Annotated in this window: 20 protein-coding genes and 1 tRNA gene; 9 read left to right on the forward strand and 12 right to left on the reverse strand. The window is 41.1% G+C overall.

All coding sequences use genetic code 11. From position 1 onward, the window contains the following. Positions 1–25: 25 nt before the first annotated feature. The 6 genes from G5B43_RS07925 to G5B43_RS07950 all read right to left on the reverse strand — a co-directional run bounded on the left by G5B43_RS07925 (position 26) and on the right by G5B43_RS07950 (position 5,333). Positions 26–1,021: a glycosyltransferase gene (locus G5B43_RS07925; RefSeq protein ID WP_165294205.1), complete on the reverse strand. Its 996-nt coding sequence runs from the start codon at positions 1,019–1,021 to the stop codon at positions 26–28. Between the two features lie 3 nt (positions 1,022–1,024). Further along, the gene (locus G5B43_RS07930; protein WP_165294206.1) at positions 1,025–1,975 is read right to left on the reverse strand and encodes a glycosyltransferase family 2 protein; all 951 of its coding nucleotides are present in this window, start codon (positions 1,973–1,975) and stop codon (positions 1,025–1,027) included. A 1-nt stretch (position 1,976) separates the two neighbouring features. Further along, positions 1,977–2,615: a DUF4199 domain-containing protein gene (locus G5B43_RS07935; protein ID WP_165294207.1), complete on the reverse strand. Its 639-nt coding sequence runs from the start codon at positions 2,613–2,615 to the stop codon at positions 1,977–1,979. 3 nt (positions 2,616–2,618) lie between these two features. Then, positions 2,619–3,287: a hypothetical protein gene (locus tag G5B43_RS07940; protein ID WP_165294208.1), complete on the reverse strand. Its 669-nt coding sequence runs from the start codon at positions 3,285–3,287 to the stop codon at positions 2,619–2,621. Between the two features lie 3 nt (positions 3,288–3,290). Continuing rightward, positions 3,291–4,559, reverse strand: a complete 1,269-nt coding sequence (locus tag G5B43_RS07945) for a dihydroorotase (protein WP_165294209.1) — start codon at positions 4,557–4,559, stop codon at positions 3,291–3,293. A 201-nt stretch (positions 4,560–4,760) separates the two neighbouring features. Then, complete coding sequence (locus G5B43_RS07950; protein ID WP_165294210.1) at positions 4,761–5,333, reverse strand: UbiX family flavin prenyltransferase; 573 nt, start codon at positions 5,331–5,333, stop codon at positions 4,761–4,763. Positions 5,334–5,755: 422 nt separating this feature from the next. Between G5B43_RS07950 and G5B43_RS07955 the strand changes: the two genes are divergently transcribed. Then, positions 5,756–6,247 carry a DNA-deoxyinosine glycosylase gene (locus tag G5B43_RS07955; RefSeq protein WP_165294211.1) on the forward strand — a complete coding sequence of 164 codons (492 nt, stop codon included), beginning with the start codon at positions 5,756–5,758 and terminating at the stop codon, positions 6,245–6,247. Positions 6,248–6,604: 357 nt separating this feature from the next. On the opposite strand, the gene G5B43_RS07960 is transcribed toward G5B43_RS07955, so the two are convergent. Together G5B43_RS07960 and G5B43_RS19495 are read right to left on the reverse strand one after the other, a co-directional pair. Beyond that, positions 6,605–6,829: a hypothetical protein gene (locus tag G5B43_RS07960; RefSeq protein WP_165294212.1), complete on the reverse strand. Its 225-nt coding sequence runs from the start codon at positions 6,827–6,829 to the stop codon at positions 6,605–6,607. Positions 6,830–6,954: 125 nt separating this feature from the next. Further along, a complete protein-coding gene (locus tag G5B43_RS19495) occupies positions 6,955–7,077 on the reverse strand; it encodes a hypothetical protein (RefSeq protein ID WP_262887168.1) in 123 nt (40 codons plus the stop codon). A gap of 62 nt (positions 7,078–7,139) precedes the next feature. On the opposite strand from G5B43_RS19495, the gene G5B43_RS07965 reads away from it, so the two are divergent. The 5 genes from G5B43_RS07965 (at position 7,140) to G5B43_RS07985 (ending at position 11,924) form a co-directional block, all read left to right on the forward strand. Then, on the forward strand, positions 7,140–8,318 hold the full coding sequence (locus tag G5B43_RS07965) for an AIR synthase related protein (RefSeq protein ID WP_165294213.1): 1,179 nt from the start codon (positions 7,140–7,142) through the stop codon (positions 8,316–8,318). 13 nt (positions 8,319–8,331) lie between these two features. Next, positions 8,332–8,742: an ATP-dependent zinc protease gene (locus G5B43_RS07970; protein WP_165294214.1), complete on the forward strand. Its 411-nt coding sequence runs from the start codon at positions 8,332–8,334 to the stop codon at positions 8,740–8,742. A 56-nt stretch (positions 8,743–8,798) separates the two neighbouring features. Beyond that, complete coding sequence (gene rimK / locus G5B43_RS07975) at positions 8,799–9,734, forward strand: 30S ribosomal protein S6--L-glutamate ligase (protein WP_165294215.1); 936 nt, start codon at positions 8,799–8,801, stop codon at positions 9,732–9,734. A gap of 92 nt (positions 9,735–9,826) precedes the next feature. Beyond that, positions 9,827–11,119 (forward strand): (Fe-S)-binding protein, encoded by a 1,293-nt coding sequence (locus tag G5B43_RS07980; protein WP_165294216.1) that lies wholly within the window; start codon positions 9,827–9,829, stop codon positions 11,117–11,119. A gap of 10 nt (positions 11,120–11,129) precedes the next feature. After that, positions 11,130–11,924 carry a (Fe-S)-binding protein gene (locus G5B43_RS07985; RefSeq protein WP_165294474.1) on the forward strand — a complete coding sequence of 265 codons (795 nt, stop codon included), beginning with the start codon at positions 11,130–11,132 and terminating at the stop codon, positions 11,922–11,924. A 73-nt stretch (positions 11,925–11,997) separates the two neighbouring features. Here the strand turns inward: G5B43_RS07985 and G5B43_RS19500 are convergent, their stop codons facing one another. The 4 genes from G5B43_RS19500 to G5B43_RS08005 form a co-directional block, all read right to left on the reverse strand. Beyond that, positions 11,998–12,858: a VOC family protein gene (locus tag G5B43_RS19500; RefSeq protein WP_317167503.1), complete on the reverse strand. Its 861-nt coding sequence runs from the start codon at positions 12,856–12,858 to the stop codon at positions 11,998–12,000. A gap of 4 nt (positions 12,859–12,862) precedes the next feature. Further along, on the reverse strand, positions 12,863–13,300 hold the full coding sequence (locus G5B43_RS07995) for an SRPBCC domain-containing protein (protein ID WP_165294217.1): 438 nt from the start codon (positions 13,298–13,300) through the stop codon (positions 12,863–12,865). Positions 13,301–13,501: 201 nt separating this feature from the next. Continuing rightward, positions 13,502–13,585, reverse strand: a tRNA-Leu gene (locus G5B43_RS08000). 62 nt (positions 13,586–13,647) lie between these two features. Then, on the reverse strand, positions 13,648–14,526 hold the full coding sequence (locus tag G5B43_RS08005; RefSeq protein ID WP_165294218.1) for an exopolyphosphatase: 879 nt from the start codon (positions 14,524–14,526) through the stop codon (positions 13,648–13,650). Between the two features lie 142 nt (positions 14,527–14,668). Here G5B43_RS08005 and G5B43_RS08010 point away from each other — a divergent pair, with 142 nt between their 5' ends. The 3 genes from G5B43_RS08010 to G5B43_RS08020 all read left to right on the forward strand — a co-directional run bounded on the left by G5B43_RS08010 (position 14,669) and on the right by G5B43_RS08020 (position 16,855). Further along, positions 14,669–15,748, forward strand: coding sequence for an agmatinase family protein (locus tag G5B43_RS08010; protein WP_165294219.1), 1,080 nt, complete (start codon positions 14,669–14,671; stop codon positions 15,746–15,748). Positions 15,749–15,879: 131 nt separating this feature from the next. Further along, positions 15,880–16,320, forward strand: a complete 441-nt coding sequence (locus G5B43_RS08015; RefSeq protein ID WP_165294220.1) for a VOC family protein — start codon at positions 15,880–15,882, stop codon at positions 16,318–16,320. A 238-nt stretch (positions 16,321–16,558) separates the two neighbouring features. Then, positions 16,559–16,855, forward strand: a complete 297-nt coding sequence (locus tag G5B43_RS08020) for an HU family DNA-binding protein (RefSeq protein ID WP_165294221.1) — start codon at positions 16,559–16,561, stop codon at positions 16,853–16,855. Positions 16,856–17,193 lie beyond the last annotated feature (338 nt).

Below are 17,193 nucleotides of genomic sequence, written 5' to 3' on the forward strand. Positions count from 1 at the left end.
TCCTATTATCAGGTAGTAGTATACCCTATTTTTTCCACACAACGCACTTTATATAGTTATCCATCAAACCTAATCCGTAGGCTACAAGCTGTGTATATGCAGCCACGACTCCCAGTCCGGCGACACGAATGTTTTTTGTGGTAAACCAAGCGTGTAAAAATAACAACAAAGTATAAACCACAAACACGATATTGCCAATTCTGCAAAGCAGCGGTAATACCGGAATTTTCCCAAGCCCCCCAAAATTGATCAGATTTAATAATATCAAGCTGCATAGACCAAATATAAAAGCAGCTGGCAGCGCGTGCACCAACTTCAGTTCTCGAGGAAAAAGCTTATAAATATCTATACGTCCTTTTCCGAAACCATAGGTTTGCTTAAAAAATTGCTCAAATGTCGCTCTACGTTTATGATATACAAATGCTTCCGGAATTAGTCCAACACGAAATCCCTGTTGAATCATTCGGATGCTAAATTCAATATCCTCCGAACGACGGGATAATCTAAACCCCTGTGTTTGTTCATAAACTTTTCTGGATATCCCCATATTAAAACTCCGGGGATGAAACTGGCCCACATGTTGCTTATTTCCCCGGATCCCTCCTGTGGTAAACGGGCTGGTCATCGAATAGGATATCGCTTTTTGAATATCGGTAAAGGATGGATGTGCAGCATCTGGTCCTCCAAAAGCATCCCAACCGCCACGTTGTATGCCATTAGCTACTTGTCGTAAATAATCCTGCGGTACAATAATGTCCGAATCAAAAACGATAAAATAGTCTCCCTTTGCTTTTACAAAACCAAAATTACGTGCAAACCCCTGCCCCTCGTTTTTCTTCTCATAATAATGGATATCCAACCTAGGGCGGTAACTTTCCACGACATGTTTGGCAGGCTTCGATGAGCCATCCTCCACCACAATGACCTCAAAGGGTGAATATCGTTGCTGGGTTAATGATTCCAACAGCTCGTCAATTTCTTGTGGCCGGTCGTACAAAGGAATCACAATCGAGAAAAACATACGTTAAATTTCTTTTTCGATGTGGTACTGGTTTCGTTCGGTCGAATTGCGGGAAACAAGTTCAGCAATGAAACCGGTCAGAAACAATTGCGTCCCGATCAGAATAGCTACAAGAGAAAGATAAAACAACGGTTGATCCGTAATATTTCGATATACGGTGCCTTCGGCTATGCTTCTCAGTTTTTCAAATATTAAGTAACAAGTTATAACAAAACCTATTACGAAGCTCAACACACCGATAGTTCCGAAAAAATGCATTGGACGTTTACCGAACTTCCCAACAAAAAAGATAGAAAGCAAGTCTAAGAAACCTTTAACAAAGCGCCCTGGCCCGAATTTCGTCGTTCCATATTTACGTGGATAATGCTTAACGATTTGTTCTTGTATATTCCTAAATCCTGCCCATTTCGCCAAGACCGGTATATAACGGTGCATTTCCCCGTACACCTCGACACTTTTTACCACCTCTTTGCGATATGCCTTTAATCCACAATTGAAATCATGTAGATTGTGGATTCCCGACATGCTACGTGTTACGGAATTGAACAGTTTTGTGGGAATCGTTTTGGTCAACGGATCGTAACGCTTCTGCTTCCAACCCGACACCAAATCGGCACCACGGTTCTTTATCCGGTCATATAACTCCGGAATCTCATCAGGACTATCCTGTAAATCAGCATCCATGGTAATCACGACATCCCCCTGGGCGGCATTGAATCCCACATTTAAGGCCGCTGATTTACCGTAATTCCGACGGAACTTAATTCCTATAATCTGTTCTTGTTGTAATTTAAGTCCTTCAATTACCTTCCAGGAAGTGTCATTGCTGCCATCATCCACCAAAATAATTTCATAGGAAAAACCGTGTTCGTCCATCACTCGACGGATCCATGCTGTTAGCTCAGGTAACGATTCTTCTTCGTTATATAAAGGAACAACAACCGATATATCCATATTAGCCTTCCTCTGACTTATAGTGCCCTTCACTATTCGTTTGATTCGGGTCATTCTGTACAGGTAAAAAACCGGGTCTCTCCCGTTTGAGGATAGCAGCGAGAATCAATGCGAAAACGAAATACATAATTAACGCTATACCTAGACCCTTAAGGTTCTGCCCAATAGAAAACTCCCGTAGCTCATCCCTTTGCTTTTCTAGATCTGCCACCTGTTTATCGATAAGATCATCATCTGCTCCTATGCTTTCCATGGTCTCAATCGTCAAATTGATTGTCTTATCGAAAACGATTTGCTGTGGCTCAGGATTGGCTAAGTTGAACAAAGCCCCCCCTACTGTAGATATAATAACCGAAATCGCCAACATGACAAATATACCTTTCAGCGCTTGGCTAAAATTCCAAAAACCACCGGCTACTTTTCTCAATAATACAGCAAAATATGCCGATAGCGCGATCATGAGTACGAAAGAAACACTCCCTGTGACGATAGAACTTATCTTAAAATCCGAGCTATTTACCAACACATACATGGATACAATGCTGATCACCAAAGAGATGATGCCTAGATAAACTCCGTATTTAATACCTTCTTTTTTTACTTCTTCCGAAGGAAAAGTTGAATTAAAATCGTGATTCATAATTTATTTATTAAAGTTTACAATAATCTGGTAAATAGCCCCGTCCAATGGCTTATTGTCGGAAGCGTCTAGATATTCCGTCATCTGCTCCTCTTCGGGATATGGTTCGTTAAAGAAAGACATTAACGGATAAAACAGCTCTTTTAATTCATCCTGCGAAGACAGCGATGAAGCTACTTTATTTATTTCGGCGAAAGTACTATCTACTAAAATCTGATTAGCGATTATTTTCTCATAAATAGCATATTCATCCTGAAACTCATCTTCTTCGACCAATAGAAATTCCTTTAGATAGTCGTCCAGAGAAGGATCAATATCTTCATCCTCACACTCCTGCAGATAGAGAAACATGTTTAATAATTCGGTGCCCCTATCGATTGTCTCTTCTTCAATAGCTTCCCATTCTGGCGAATCCAAATAATCTTCTTCCAATTTCTTCACATCCTCTGCAAAGAAATGGACCATCAATAAATCGAAGTAGATCTCCCGAAGCTCTTCAAATCGTTGATGATCATCAAAGGCCACATCCAACGCTTGTACTTTTTCTATAAAAGGTGCTTCTTTATCAAAAGCTTGTTGCAATGCCATCTCAAAAGTTCCTGCATCAATTCCTTCGGTCTGTGCGTACGTGCTAATTCCAGCATGAAACGCTTTTTTTACTTTTGCATCCATATCTTATTTAATTTCAACCAATTGACCATGGTTAATTACTACTTTCACTTTACCTCTTAATTCTTGACCAAGCATAGGACTATTTTCCGATTTTGATTTATTTGTATTGGTATCCAGCATCCATTTTTCGTTCATATTAAACAGTACCAAATTGGCTTCGCTCCCTACTTCAAGTGTAGGAATTTCTTTTCCAACGACCTGTCTGGGCTGTACAACCAAATATCGAACAATATCGTCAGCGTTAAATCCCGCTTCAATTAAAAAAGGTAGTGTTGTCTGTAAACCCAAAATGCCTTCTTTTGCAATATGAAACTCTACATTCTTATACTCCACTTCGTGTGGTGTATGTTGTGAAACAACTGCATCTATTGTCCCTTCTTTCAATCCTTTTAAAAGCGCTTTTATATCCTTCTTGGTCCGTAAAGGCGGATTCACCTTAAAATTACTGTCAAAACCTACCACTTCTTCATCGGTGTACACCAAGTTATGGGCGGCGACATCGCAGGTCACGTTCAATCCTTTCGCTTTTGCCTTTTTTATCAAATCTACTGATTCTGCCGCAGAAATGCTCGTAAAATGAATACGGGCATCGTTATACTCGGCCAGGAATAAGTCGCGAGATACCATGAGCGATTCCGCCAGGTTTGGCTTCCCTTTCATGCCCAGATAGGTGCTCATTTTCCCTTCATTCATTTGGTGCCCGCCAGCAACAGACGCGTCTTCTGGAAAAGAGATGACTAATCCCTCAAATCCTTTCGCATACAACAACGCCCGTCCCATTAAACCGGCCTGTTGAACGGCATGATCTCCGTCACTGAAAGCAATTGCTCCCGCTAGCTGCATATCATATAATTCTGCGAGTTCTTTTCCTTCACGTCTTTTGCTTATTGTACCAACAGGGTATACATCAACTATATTTCCTTTAGCAGAATTAACGACTAACGCTACTTCTGAACGACTATGGATGGGCGGGTTCGTGTTGGGATAGACAGCGACTCCAGTATATCCTCCTGCTGCGGCAGCTGCTGTACCGGTTATGATGTCTTCTTTAGTTTCCAGACCCGGTTCGCCAAAATTAGCATGCAAATCAAAAAAACCGGCTGAAACAATAGCGCCTTTTCCGTCTATAACACGTATTTGTTTATTCGTCTGCTTTATGCGCGGCGCTATACGACTAATATTTCCCGATTCAATAAGTATATCAACGATATTACCGTTCTGCGGATGACCGGGCACTATAAGCTGAGCGGAAGAAATCAATATATTATCCATGAATAATATTTAAACAAAGTAATGAGAAAAGTGTAAATTAAAATGGTGGGTAAATAAAACGTATAACGGAACAAACCAATGCTGCTTTGCCTGAGATAAACCAATGAAATATGGAATACGACTATCCAATTTTATACGTTTTTTCATTGAAAAACAAATGTACAAAATATATCGAAACACCGATATTGAAAATATCGGTTTTTATTGCTGATCGCCCCAAGCGTAGCTAGCCACGTCAATACCACCTAGAGAAAGTACCCTGTCTATCACTGTAGCGGCTAGTTCTTCGAATGTTTTGGGAAGGCTGTAGAACGATGGACTTGCTGGACAAATAATCCCTCCTGCCTGCGTTACCACATTCATGTTTTGTATATGAATGGTACTCAATGGTGTCTCACGTGTAACTAGTACTAATTTTCTACGTTCTTTTAATACCACGTCTGCCGCCCGGGTAGTTAAATCGGAAGATATTCCTTGCGCAATACGTCCCAACGTACCCATAGAGCACGGACAAACGATCATCGTTTCAAAACGTGCGGAACCAGAAGCAAACGGTGCCATAAAATCGCTCTTGTTATAAAAAGTGAAAGGATACTGTTGATAATCATCGTTGCCTAATTCAAATTTCCACACATCTTTTGCGTTGTCAGACATCACGACGCCCACTTCCGCCACCTGATCATCCAGTTTGCTTAATTTATCCAACAACACCTTTGCGTATATTGATCCGCTAGCACCGGTAATAGCAACAATTATTTTCTTTTTCTGCTTCATAACATTCTAGACAAAGCTACTAAAAAAGGAAGGTTTTCTTTATATATTTTTTGTGTCGCTCAAGCCGTGACCGGCTTTTCCTTTTTTTCTCTCAAAAAAAGGAAACAAAAAAAGTCGCCACTTTAAAACTTTGATAAGATGGGTACTACAAAAATGATATTTCTACAGTTATCAAAGTTTTACATGTGGCAATAAGGGGTTAAGGATGGGATAATACAATTGCATGAACCCTCTCTTAACATTAAAATACCGCATCCGAATGTTTTACAACTGTACAAACTTATTTTTAGTACTATCCCTAATGTAAAACATTCGAAGCGGTGAGCTTTTTGCTTCTTTTTCGCGGGGAAAAAGAAGATGAAAAAATTTGATTAAAGAAGACCTTCGATATAAAAATCGAAGATTTTCTCTAAATTCGAACCATGTTCAAAAAATCATTCGCGCCCATTATTCCCGAAAAAAGTAAACTTCTAATTTTAGGCTCTCTGCCCGGAGATAAATCATTGCAAGAAAACCAATACTATGCACATCCCCAAAATCGCTTTTGGAAAACCTTGGCATTGCTCCTATCCGCACCTGTTCCAATAGATTATTCTAGTCGAGTTGATCTGTTACACCGACACGGTATTGCACTATGGGATGTCTGCGAAGCGGCTATTCGAAAGGGTAGTATGGATACCGACATCTTGGAGGAAAGTCCCAACAAAATAGACCAATTGCTTCAAGATAATCCCGATGTCAAGACCGTTTGCTTCAATGGCCAAAAAGCACAGAAGCTATTCGACAAATATTTTAAACGAACCGCCGGCATCCAATATATCACACTTCCGAGTACTAGCCCCGCAAATGCCAGTTTTAATCAAGAGCGACTGCTAGGCGCTTGGGAGATTGTCGGCAAGATCGTTACATCCTAACTGGAACTTCATCCCACAAAAGTGGGCTTCCTATGGAAGCGTAAAACGCTAGAAAGCAAGTTTTTTTCTGTTTTTAGCTACACAATTAGTGAAATAAAATTAACTGAACATAAAATAAAACTCCCCCTCAACCGGTTTTCCAAGAGAAAAGACGCTCCAACAAAATGACGACGGCAACTTTTTCAAAGCAAGGTTTGTTTTTGGATAGTGACGGCGGTCGTTTGTCTAAAACAAACTTTCTTTTTGCAAAACCGAACGTTCCGTTTTTTAAATGACCGCGATCATTTTGAGGGGTTTGAATCCAAAAAAGCCGACATCCTAAGATGCCGGCTTTCCTATCAAGCTATGAAAAGCTTTTTATTCTATTTTCTTGAAAGTTAAATCGGTCATTACATTTCTGCTACGTCCGCCATTCTGGAACAATACCCGTCTACGGTGGATATTAGCGTCCGTTACCTCGTCCGCTGTTTCACTGCTCACGCTGCCCGACCCTAAGTGGAAAGAGCCAAGACTGCCCAAACGGATAATATAACCTCCGAAGATATTGCACGGGATTTCCTGTATATTGAACTTAATTGCCATATTATTTTAAATTTTAAAATTTAACATCGGTATCGGTCTACGCGCCATCGGCGAGCTCTTTGCGTTGGCATTTCCGATATCTTTTTCTTTGTTCTTCCTCCTCGCGAAGTGACGACTGCACAAAACTACAACACCATCCAAATCTCTATGTCCAAAATGGCCGAAAATGGCCGAAATGGCAACAAATGTCCGAAAATGGTCGAAATGTCCAGTAGTGTATCACCCACCTCACCGACTGTTTTCTCCATATAGCGAATTTTTATCTTTCCGTTATAGGAATATCATTGGGTTTATTATTTTTGCACATACGATGTCAGACTTAAAATACAACCAAAGGGGTGTGTCCGCAGGTAAAGAGGATGTACACAACGCGATCAAGAACATTGACAAGGGATTATTCCCGAAAGCTTTCTGTAAAATCATCCCCGACATACTAGGGGGCGACGAAGCTTGGTGCAACATTATGCACGCTGATGGCGCCGGCACCAAATCCTCATTGGCTTATGTATACTGGAAAGAAACCGGTGATAGCTCCGTTTGGCGTGGTATTGCTCAGGACGCCATTATTATGAATCTAGATGATCTGCTTTGTGTAGGAGCCGTCGATAATATCTTACTCTCATCTACTATTGGACGAAACAAAAATCTTATTCCGGGAGAAGTCATCGCCGAAATCATCAACGGCACGGAGGATATCCTTGCGGAATTGCGACATTTAGGTATCGGCATCTACTCTACCGGAGGAGAAACTGCCGACGTCGGTGATTTAGTGCGTACCATTATTGTAGACAGCACCGTAATGTGCCGTATGAAACGGGAGGATGTCATTTCTAATCACCGCATTAAGGCTGGAAACGTTGTTGTAGGATTAGCATCATATGGACAAGCAAGCTATGAAAAAGAATATAACGGCGGCATGGGTTCCAATGGTTTGACATCTGCTCGCCACGATGTTTTTCATAAATATGTAGCGGAAAAGTATCCCGAAAGTTACGATCCTGCTGTTCCTTATGAATTGGTATTTTCTGGCAGTTGCAATTTAACCGATCCGATAAAAATAAATGAAAACGAAGATGTAACCGCCGGCAAGCTTGTCCTCTCGCCTACCCGCACGTATGCTCCCGTCATCAAGACAATTCTCGACAAATATCGTCAGCAAATTGATGGGATGGTTCACTGTTCCGGAGGGGCACAAACCAAAGTATTACATTTTGTTGAAGAGGTGCATGTCATCAAGGATAATTTATTTCCTACTCCGCCACTGTTTGACCTCATTCAAAAACAGTCCAACACGGCTTGGGAAGAGATGTATAAGGTCTTTAACATGGGACATCGTATGGAACTGTATGTTCCGCAAGAAATTGCCGAGGGTATCATCAGTATATCCAAATCGTTTGGCATCGCAGCACAAATTATCGGCCGTGTAGAAGAGGCCACCTCAAAGAAAGTTACTATTCGCTCGCCACACGGGGAGTTTATTTATGAGTGAGGAGCGAGGATAAATGCAAGAGAAACGTATCATTGGCCGCATAGAAACAGTAAATCTCCCAGAGCTGGGGCTCTATAATATTTGTGCAAAAGTGGATACGGGTGCGGAGACCTCTGTGCTACATTGCAACGAATATAAAATTTTTGAAAAAGATGGACATCGTTATATCCGATGCACTATCCAGGGACACCCCGACTTTACTTTTCTCATCCATCGGGAACGCGTCGTGAAAAGCTCTTTCGGACAATCCGAAACAAGACATATTTTTATAACGAAGATAAAATTGTTCAACAAGCTATTCGACATTAAATTATCTGTCAGAGACCGTTCCTCTATGTCCTATCCTATGCTGTTGGGCAGAAACTTCATTAGCGGTAAATTCTTAGTCGATGTATCACACGACCATCTGGCAAAGAATATATAACGATACGCCGAAACTTATATAAGACTCATCTGTTTTAACTATAAAAAATACTTCCCGTGAATATTGCTGTATTATCAACAAATAAAAATCTCTATTCGACCAAACGTTTAGTCGAAGCCGTTCAATCCCGTGGACACCATTGCGTAGTCATCGACCACAGCAAATGCTACGTGGGCATTCAACAGGGAAAACCTACTATTCATTATAAAGGACAAGATTTATCCCATATTGACGCCATTATCCCACGAATTGGCTCCTCACTGACCTTCTACGGTTCGGCTATCGTGCGTCAGTTTGAAGTAATGGGTGTCGTATCCGCCAACCCAAGTCAAGCTATTACCCGTTCTCGGGATAAATTGCGTTGCATGCAGATTTTGTCGGGCGCTGGCCTCGGTCTTCCCATTACCGGCTTCGCTCGCTCGGTTTCCGACGTAGACGATTTGATCAGCATGGTGGGTGGCGCACCATTGGTTATTAAGCTATTGGAAGGAACACAGGGTATAGGTGTTGTATTGGCGGAAACGAAGAAAGCCGCCTCTTCGGTTATCGAAGCCTTCTATGGCCTGGGCAACAACATCTTGATACAGGAATATATTAAAGAAGCGAAAGGTACAGATATCCGGGCTTTTGTTGTGGATGGAAAAGTAGTGGGAGCTATGAAACGTACGGCTAAGGAAGGCGAGTTCCGCTCGAATCTCCACCGCGGCGGAAGTGCTGAAATTGTAAAGCTGACACGTGCAGAAAAACAGACAGCGGTATCCGCAGCCAAAGCTATGGGGCTCACCGTAGCAGGCGTAGACATGCTTCCCTCAGCACGTGGACCACTTATTCTGGAAGTCAATTCATCACCTGGATTAGAAGGAATTGAAACCGCCACGGGGAAAGATATCGCCAGCGAGATTGTGAAGTACCTAGAAGGTCAATATGCGGTTACGCAGGCTGCCAAGACCGTTAATATAAAACGCAAGGTAAAAAAAGAGAGCAAATTGTAAACTCGTTATTTTTAATCTTTCCAAATATGTACTATGCTAGCATAGTATTAAACCATATCATTATATTTGTGTAGAAACCAACTAAAATAGTTATGATGGGGCAAATCATCTTCTTTTGTTTGTTTATGATCGCTGTAGCGGTCTTCATTCGAAACGCTCGCCATATCTACAGAAACATTAAGTGCGGCAAGGCCGTAAACCGAAGTGACAGGCCAGCTAAACGCTTAAAACTGATGCTTCTGGTCGCTTTCGGACAGAAAAAGATGTTCAAGAAGCCACTGGCCGCCCTATTGCATTTAGGCGTATATTTAGGTTTCTGCATTATTAACATCGAGATGTTGGAAATCATCATCGACGGGTTATTCGGCACACATCGTGTATTTTCCTCGTTAGGATCGGTTTATAACGGTCTTATATACGCTTTTGAGTGGATAGCTTTTGCGGTACTACTTAGTTGCGTTATCTTTCTTGTTCGACGAAATGCACTTCATATTTATCGTTTTGGCGGTCGAGAGCTCAAAAACTGGCCAAAGACAGACGCCAATCTTATTTTAATTGCGGAGATTTTACTTATGACAGCGTTTCTTTTCATGAACGCTGCCGACTTTAAACTTCAACAACTTAACCACCCTTCCTATCATCACGCAGGTGCGTTTCCCATCAGCCAGTTTCTACTTCCTTTATTGCCGGAATCAGCGTCTCAATTGGTGGGAATAGAAAGATTCTCCTGGTGGTTCCATATTATCGGGGTATTAGCCTTCTTAAACTACCTCCCTATATCAAAACATTTGCATATTATTCTAGCTTTCCCGAACACCTATTTTTCGAAATTAGAGCCAAAGGGTAAATTCAACAATATGCCTGCCGTAACCGAAGAAGTGAAAGTAATGCTGGACCCATCGCTTCCCCCACCCACAGGAGAAGTTAACCGGTTTGGCGTTAGGGACGTGCAGGATCTCACCTGGAAAAATCTTCTGGATGCCTACACCTGTACCGAATGTGGCCGCTGTACGGCGGTCTGCCCGGCCAACATCACAGGCAAGCTTTTGTCACCTCGCAAAATCATGATGGACACCCGGGATCGGTTAGCGGAAGTAGGACAAAATATGGTAAAAAACGGGGATTTTCAAGACGATAACAAATCGTTGATCGATACCTATATTACGAGAGAAGAAATATGGGCATGCACAACGTGCAACGCCTGTGTTGAAGCTTGCCCGGTCAATATCGATCCGTTGGAGATTATCATCGGATTACGCCAATATGCAGTAATGGAGGAATCACAAGCACCTGCAAGTATCAACGCCATGTTTGGCAATCTAGAAAATAACGGAGCACCTTGGAAATATGCACAAGCGGATCGTGCAAATTGGACAAATCAATAACAACGAACTTATGGAGACACCATTTCATATCCCTACAGTAGCAGAAATGACAGCAAAAGGCGAACGTCCGGATCTTTTGTTTTGGGTCGGATGCGCAGGTAGTTTCGATGAACGCGCCCAGCGTATTACCAAATCCATTTGTAAGATTCTACAACATGTAGGCATCAAATACGCCATCTTAGGTACAGAAGAAAATTGCACGGGCGATCCGGCAAAAAGAGCGGGAAACGAGTTTCTCTTTCAGATGCAGGCAATGATGAATATCGAGGTATTATATGGGTATGAAATAACGAAGATTGTCACGGCATGTCCTCATTGTTTCAATACACTTAAAAATGAATATCCAGATTTGGGTGGTAATTTTGAAGTCATCCATCATACCCAACTTATCCAGTCGTTAATAGCCGATGGAAAACTCAAACCCGCCGATGGAAATGAATTTAAAGGAAAACGTATTACCTACCATGATCCCTGTTATTTAGGTCGTGCCAATGAGGTCTATGAAGCACCCCGGAAGGTGCTGGAAATACTTGACGCAGATCTAGTTGAACTAAAACGCTGTAGAAGTAACGGTCTGTGCTGTGGCGCAGGTGGTGCGCAGATGTTCAAAGAACCGGAAGCGGGAAAAAAAGATGTCAACATAGAACGTGTGGAAGATGTGATCGAATCGAAGGCAACCATAGTTGCTGCCGCTTGTCCGTTCTGTATGACCATGCTACGGGACGGTGTTAAAGCGAAAGAAAAAGAACAAGAGATTCAGGTGCTGGATGTTGCTGAGATTACCGCCAAAGCGAATAAGCTTTAACGTTAAAAAAATATCTCGTCAAACTTCATTTAACAGTACGATAAGGGCATTGTTTGCCATTTGGTTTATCTTTTTATGCTATAGCTTTTCTCAACGTTTCGATGTCGATTTTCTTCATTTTGTAAAAAGCAGCACTCACTTTGGGTGCGAGTTGGGGGTCGGTCATCCAAACGATTAATTGTTTGGGAACTACCTGCCACCAAACCCCAAATTTATCGCGAATCCATCCACATTGGCTTTCTTCCCCTCCATCGGCAAAAGCATTCCAGAACCGATCAATTTCTTCTTGGGTTTCACATTCAATGAACATGGAATTTCCCCAAGAAAATTGAAAATCAGGCCCATTTCCGCCGTCCATCACCGCCATAACACAATCATCCAATACAAACTGTGCGTGCATCACCAAGCCTTTCATCTCCCCTTCTTGGTGTTTCATCACACCGTCTAATTTGCTGTTTTCAAACAGCTTCACATAAAAAATCAATGCTTCTTCTGCCCTACCATTGTACTCCTGAGTGAACATATAAGTCGGAATAAATTTTTGTCCGTGTACATCGTCGTTTACTTTCCCAAAATAAAGTTGCCACGAAACACCAAATTTGTCTTGAATCCAGCCGTATTTTTCGCTCCATTCGTATTTATCTAGCTGCATCAGCACTTTTCCGCCATCAGATAGTTTGTTCCAGATGTTTTCCAGTTCGTCTTTATCTTCTAAAACAGCCATAAACGAAACAGCAGGGTTCGGCTTGACTTCCGGTCCGCCATTCAGCGCAAGAAACTTTTGTCCACTCAGTTCAAATGTGACGACCATTTGCGTGTCTGTCGTAATTTTTCCATCGCCGAAGATATCGATATAGAATTGAGCAGCATCTTTTCCGTCCTTGTCGAACCAGATGCAGGGTAAATATTCTTCTTCATGACATTGAATATAAATCGTTTCAGCTTTTCATAAAATCAAATGCACCTTTTCTTAAATGGATACCGTATTCTAACCAAGCTTTCATGCAAGCCAGAAAGTTAGCCCATCCCTCGCTTTGACCGATTGCCCATTTGATGCCTTCATCATCAGACTGATGTCCTTCTTCAAAAACGCGCACAACCGTATCGCCCTTCGCCAGCGATTCTAGTTTGATTTCTACGACCGAATCTGGATCCCAGACAAAGGAAATATATTCGTTTTCTCTGATTTCCCTTATCGAGACCGGGAAACTATCTTCAAATTCCGGAAATTCCCAATGAATTTCTTGCCCAGACTTCATACGTCCCGAACTTTTGGAAATAAAATAATTTACCATAATTTCCGGATCCACGATACTCTCAAAAACCTCTTCTATTGGCTTTTGTATTCCGATGGATGCTTTTGCTGTTACTTTCATGTTACAATAATTTTTTAAGTTGTCAAAAACTTAAGGATAGTATATATCCGAAATGACAAGTTCCAAATATTTTTAATGAAAAGTCTTTCCATAGGACAAGAAAATAGGACCTTATAAATATCCAGCAAATTATTAAAGTATAAACTGGAATATAAAAACAAAGAGGTCATTTGACCTCTTTAACAGTTGATTATTTGATTGTGCCCAGGAGCAGATTCGAACTGCCACGCCCTTGCGAGCGCCACCCCCTCAAGATGGTGCGTCTACCAATTTCGCCACCTGGGCATTGCGTTAGCAAAAGTAATGCTTTTTAGGACATTTGAAAAAGATTTTCGGCAATTTTGCGATTATTTCTGTAAGTTATTGTCTATCAAAGTTTGGATGATTCCATCTACTAATCCTACCCTAGGAGCTACAATATTCTTCAAACGACCTACCCTCATAATAGTAAGGAAAATCTCCGCAGCCGGAATAATAACATCAGCCCTATCCTGCTTTAATCCCAGCACATGGATACGGTCTTTAAGAGAATAAGCATTCAAGTGTTGATAAATAGCTCTAAGCTTAGCATAGGACATTGGTTTGTCAGCCTTGTCGTTGGCAATCCGCGAAAGCTTGTTGATATTCCCTCCAGTTCCGATACCATATATTTGTTTATACTTTTTGGTATGATCTTTTATCCATCGTCTCATATCATCCCAAGTATCGGGACTGTCTTGGTTGTCTAATATTCGTATAGTTCCTAAATTAAAAGATTTGGAAGCTACAAGCGTTCCATCCGCGAAAAGAGAAATCTCTGTACTTCCTCCTCCCACATCAATATAGAGATAAACTTTGTCAGCATCCATCTTATCCTGAAGATGGCTATTATAAATAATTTTAGCTTCCTTGCTGCCGTCTATGATTTGAATATCGACTCCCACTTTTTTACATGCTTTTACAATATCCGCTCCATTGTCCGCATCCCGCATGGCAGAAGTAGCACAGGCCATATAGTCAGAAACACGATAAACATCCATCAAATTGCGAAAAGCTTGCATCGTTTTCACCATATTATCAAATTTAGTTTTCGATATATGATGATCTATAAATGCATCATCTCCCAAACGCAAGGGTACACGAATAAGTGCCTCTTTCTTAAATTCAACAGGCGTAGTTTCAGGATTAACCTCTGCAATCAATAATCTAACGGCGTTAGATCCGATGTCTATAGCTCCGTATCTCACAGATAAAATTTTTGATGGTTTTGATTATAACTTTAATAATGTACAATATTAACAAATCCAATATTAATATTGTATTAAGTTAATGTATCATTTTATTTTTATCCTTTCTATTATCTTTACAAAAAAAATCAAACATTAGTCTATGTCTACAAAAGAACAGAAAATAGCAAGTTTTGACCCCTCACAACCGGGATTGGCCGGTGCTAGTATCTATGGTTTACCCTTTACTGCAGAAGAAAGTGAAATTATCGTCGTGCCGGTTCCTTGGGAAGTAACCGTTAGTTATGGTGCGGGAGCATCACTGGGCCCGGAAGCTATTATGGAAGCGTCCTTTCAAGTAGACCTACTTCATCAAGAATTTCCCGAACTATGGAAACTCGGCATCTATCTGGACAAAGCTCCTGAACATTGGCTATCCAATAACAAACGGTACAAAGCGTTAGCCCAACCCATTATTGAAGCTCTGGAAGCAGGAAAGGATATTGAACAAAGCCCCGAACTACAAACAGATTTAGCCGTTATCAACGAAGCTTGTGAGACGTTAAATAGTGCTTTACATCAACGGGTGTCAAATTGGTTGGAAAAAGGGAAAAAAGTAATCCTGCTCGGCGGCGACCATTCTACTCCTTTGGGATATTACCGTGCTTTAGCGGATAGATATCATGATTTCGGTATTCTCCATTTTGATGCCCACATGGATTTACGCATCGCTTATGAAGGTTTTACCTATTCGCATGCGTCTATTATGTACAATGCCATTCAGCTACCCCAAGTCAGCAAATTGATCCAAGTAGGGATACGTGACTTCTGTGAACAAGAGGTTTCCGTTATAAGATCGTCTGACAAAATACATGTTTTTACAGATTCAGACCTCAAAGCAAAACAATTTGAGGGGAAAACCTGGCGACAACAAGTAGATGAAGTTATCAATTTACTTCCCGACAATGTGGCTGTGAGTTTCGATATCGACGCCTTATATCGTTGGTACTGTCCCAACACTGGCACACCTGTTCCAGGAGGACTATCTTATGAGGAAGTGACCTATATGCTGAGCGCTCTGGCTAATTCTGACAAACGCATTATTGGAATTGACCTGGTCGAAGTCTCGCCTGGCGAGACCGATGAATGGGACGGGAATGTCGGTGCACGGCTCTTATTCCATCTATGTGGGGTAATGGCAAAAAGTAACGGATTACATACAGGTACCGCTATTACTTTTTAAAAAGTAATATGCATTCAGGCAGACTACGGTCTGCCTTTGTTATATTTTTCTCTCCATTCTTTTCTTGCCTTATGGCAAGACGTTCCCTTCTCCAAGCGCTTATCTTTGATGTAAACAAAACATCTAAGATCATGACAAGACTACACGCTTACCTCAACTTTAATGGAAACTGTGAAGAAGCTTTTCAGTTTTATCAAACTGTTTTCGGTGGATCATTATTAGGCATCCATCGATTTGGAGATATGCCAGCCGATCCTAATTTTAGTGTCCCGGAGGCAGACAAGAATAAAATCATGCACACGGCATTACAAATTAACGAACATGCGATGATCATGGGTTCAGACTGCATTGAGAGTTTTGGTCAAAAAGCTGTATTTGGCACATCCAACTATATTATGCTAGACACCGACTCACCCGAACAGGCTCGGGAACTACACCACAAACTCAGCGTAAGTGCCCAAACAATGGAAATGGATTTAGGCGAAACATTCTTCGCTGAGCTGTTCTCTTCCTTTATAGATCAGTTCGGTATTGCTTGGATGATTCATTACGAGGGTAACAAAACAATGTAATAATCGATTTCGGCTTCAAAAGCTTATTTTCTAAGGAAAAAAAAATTATTATTATTTAGGATTAATTTTGGTTTAAACGATATTATATTTATATTCGAACCGAAGCAACGATAAGCCTAATGCAACTATAGAAGGGTAGGATATAGATAATTGAGATAAAAAACGATATTGTTATCTAAAATTTATATTTGTGGCATAGAATTAGTACATACACTATAAATCTTAAACTTGAATAATAATGAACAAAACAGACTTGATTAAGCATATTGCCAGCGAGGCTGGAATTACGCAGTCACAAGCAGAGAAAGCCGTTAACAGTTTTACAGGCGCTGTATCTACATCTTTAGCAAAAGGAGAAAACGTTACCTTGATTGGTTTTGGAACTTTTGGTATATCTGATCGTGCTGCTCGCAACGGTAGAAACCCACAAACTGGTGCTACTATCAAAATAGCTGCGAAAAAACTTCCGAAATTTACAGCAGGCAAAGCCCTTAAGGAAGCGGTAGACGCTCCTAAAAAAGGAAAGAAAAAATAGGTAAGTTGTTCAAAAAAAAATAGGGAGCTTTGCTCCCTACTTTTTTTTGAACAACTTACGGCAGCCCCGTTTGACGTGTATACTTAGCGGATTTTAACGAGGCTGCGTAAGTTGGGGATCTTTATCGACTTTAACAGTGGTAGGTAAGTCTCTGTGTTTTTTCCGTTCATACCGGCTGTGTGTCATAAAGTTTGTGTTGTAAACACACTACAAACGGACACATAGACTACTACCACCTATCACCAAATGATAATCTTTCCGTCCTACTTTTTATCAATATATAAAGAACAATTCGATATTAAGGGAGCAAACTCTCCCTTTTTGACGTTTCAAAAATA

The organism is Sphingobacterium sp. SGR-19, from assembly GCF_011043555.1.
Taxonomy (GTDB): Bacteria; Bacteroidota; Bacteroidia; order Sphingobacteriales; family Sphingobacteriaceae; genus Sphingobacterium.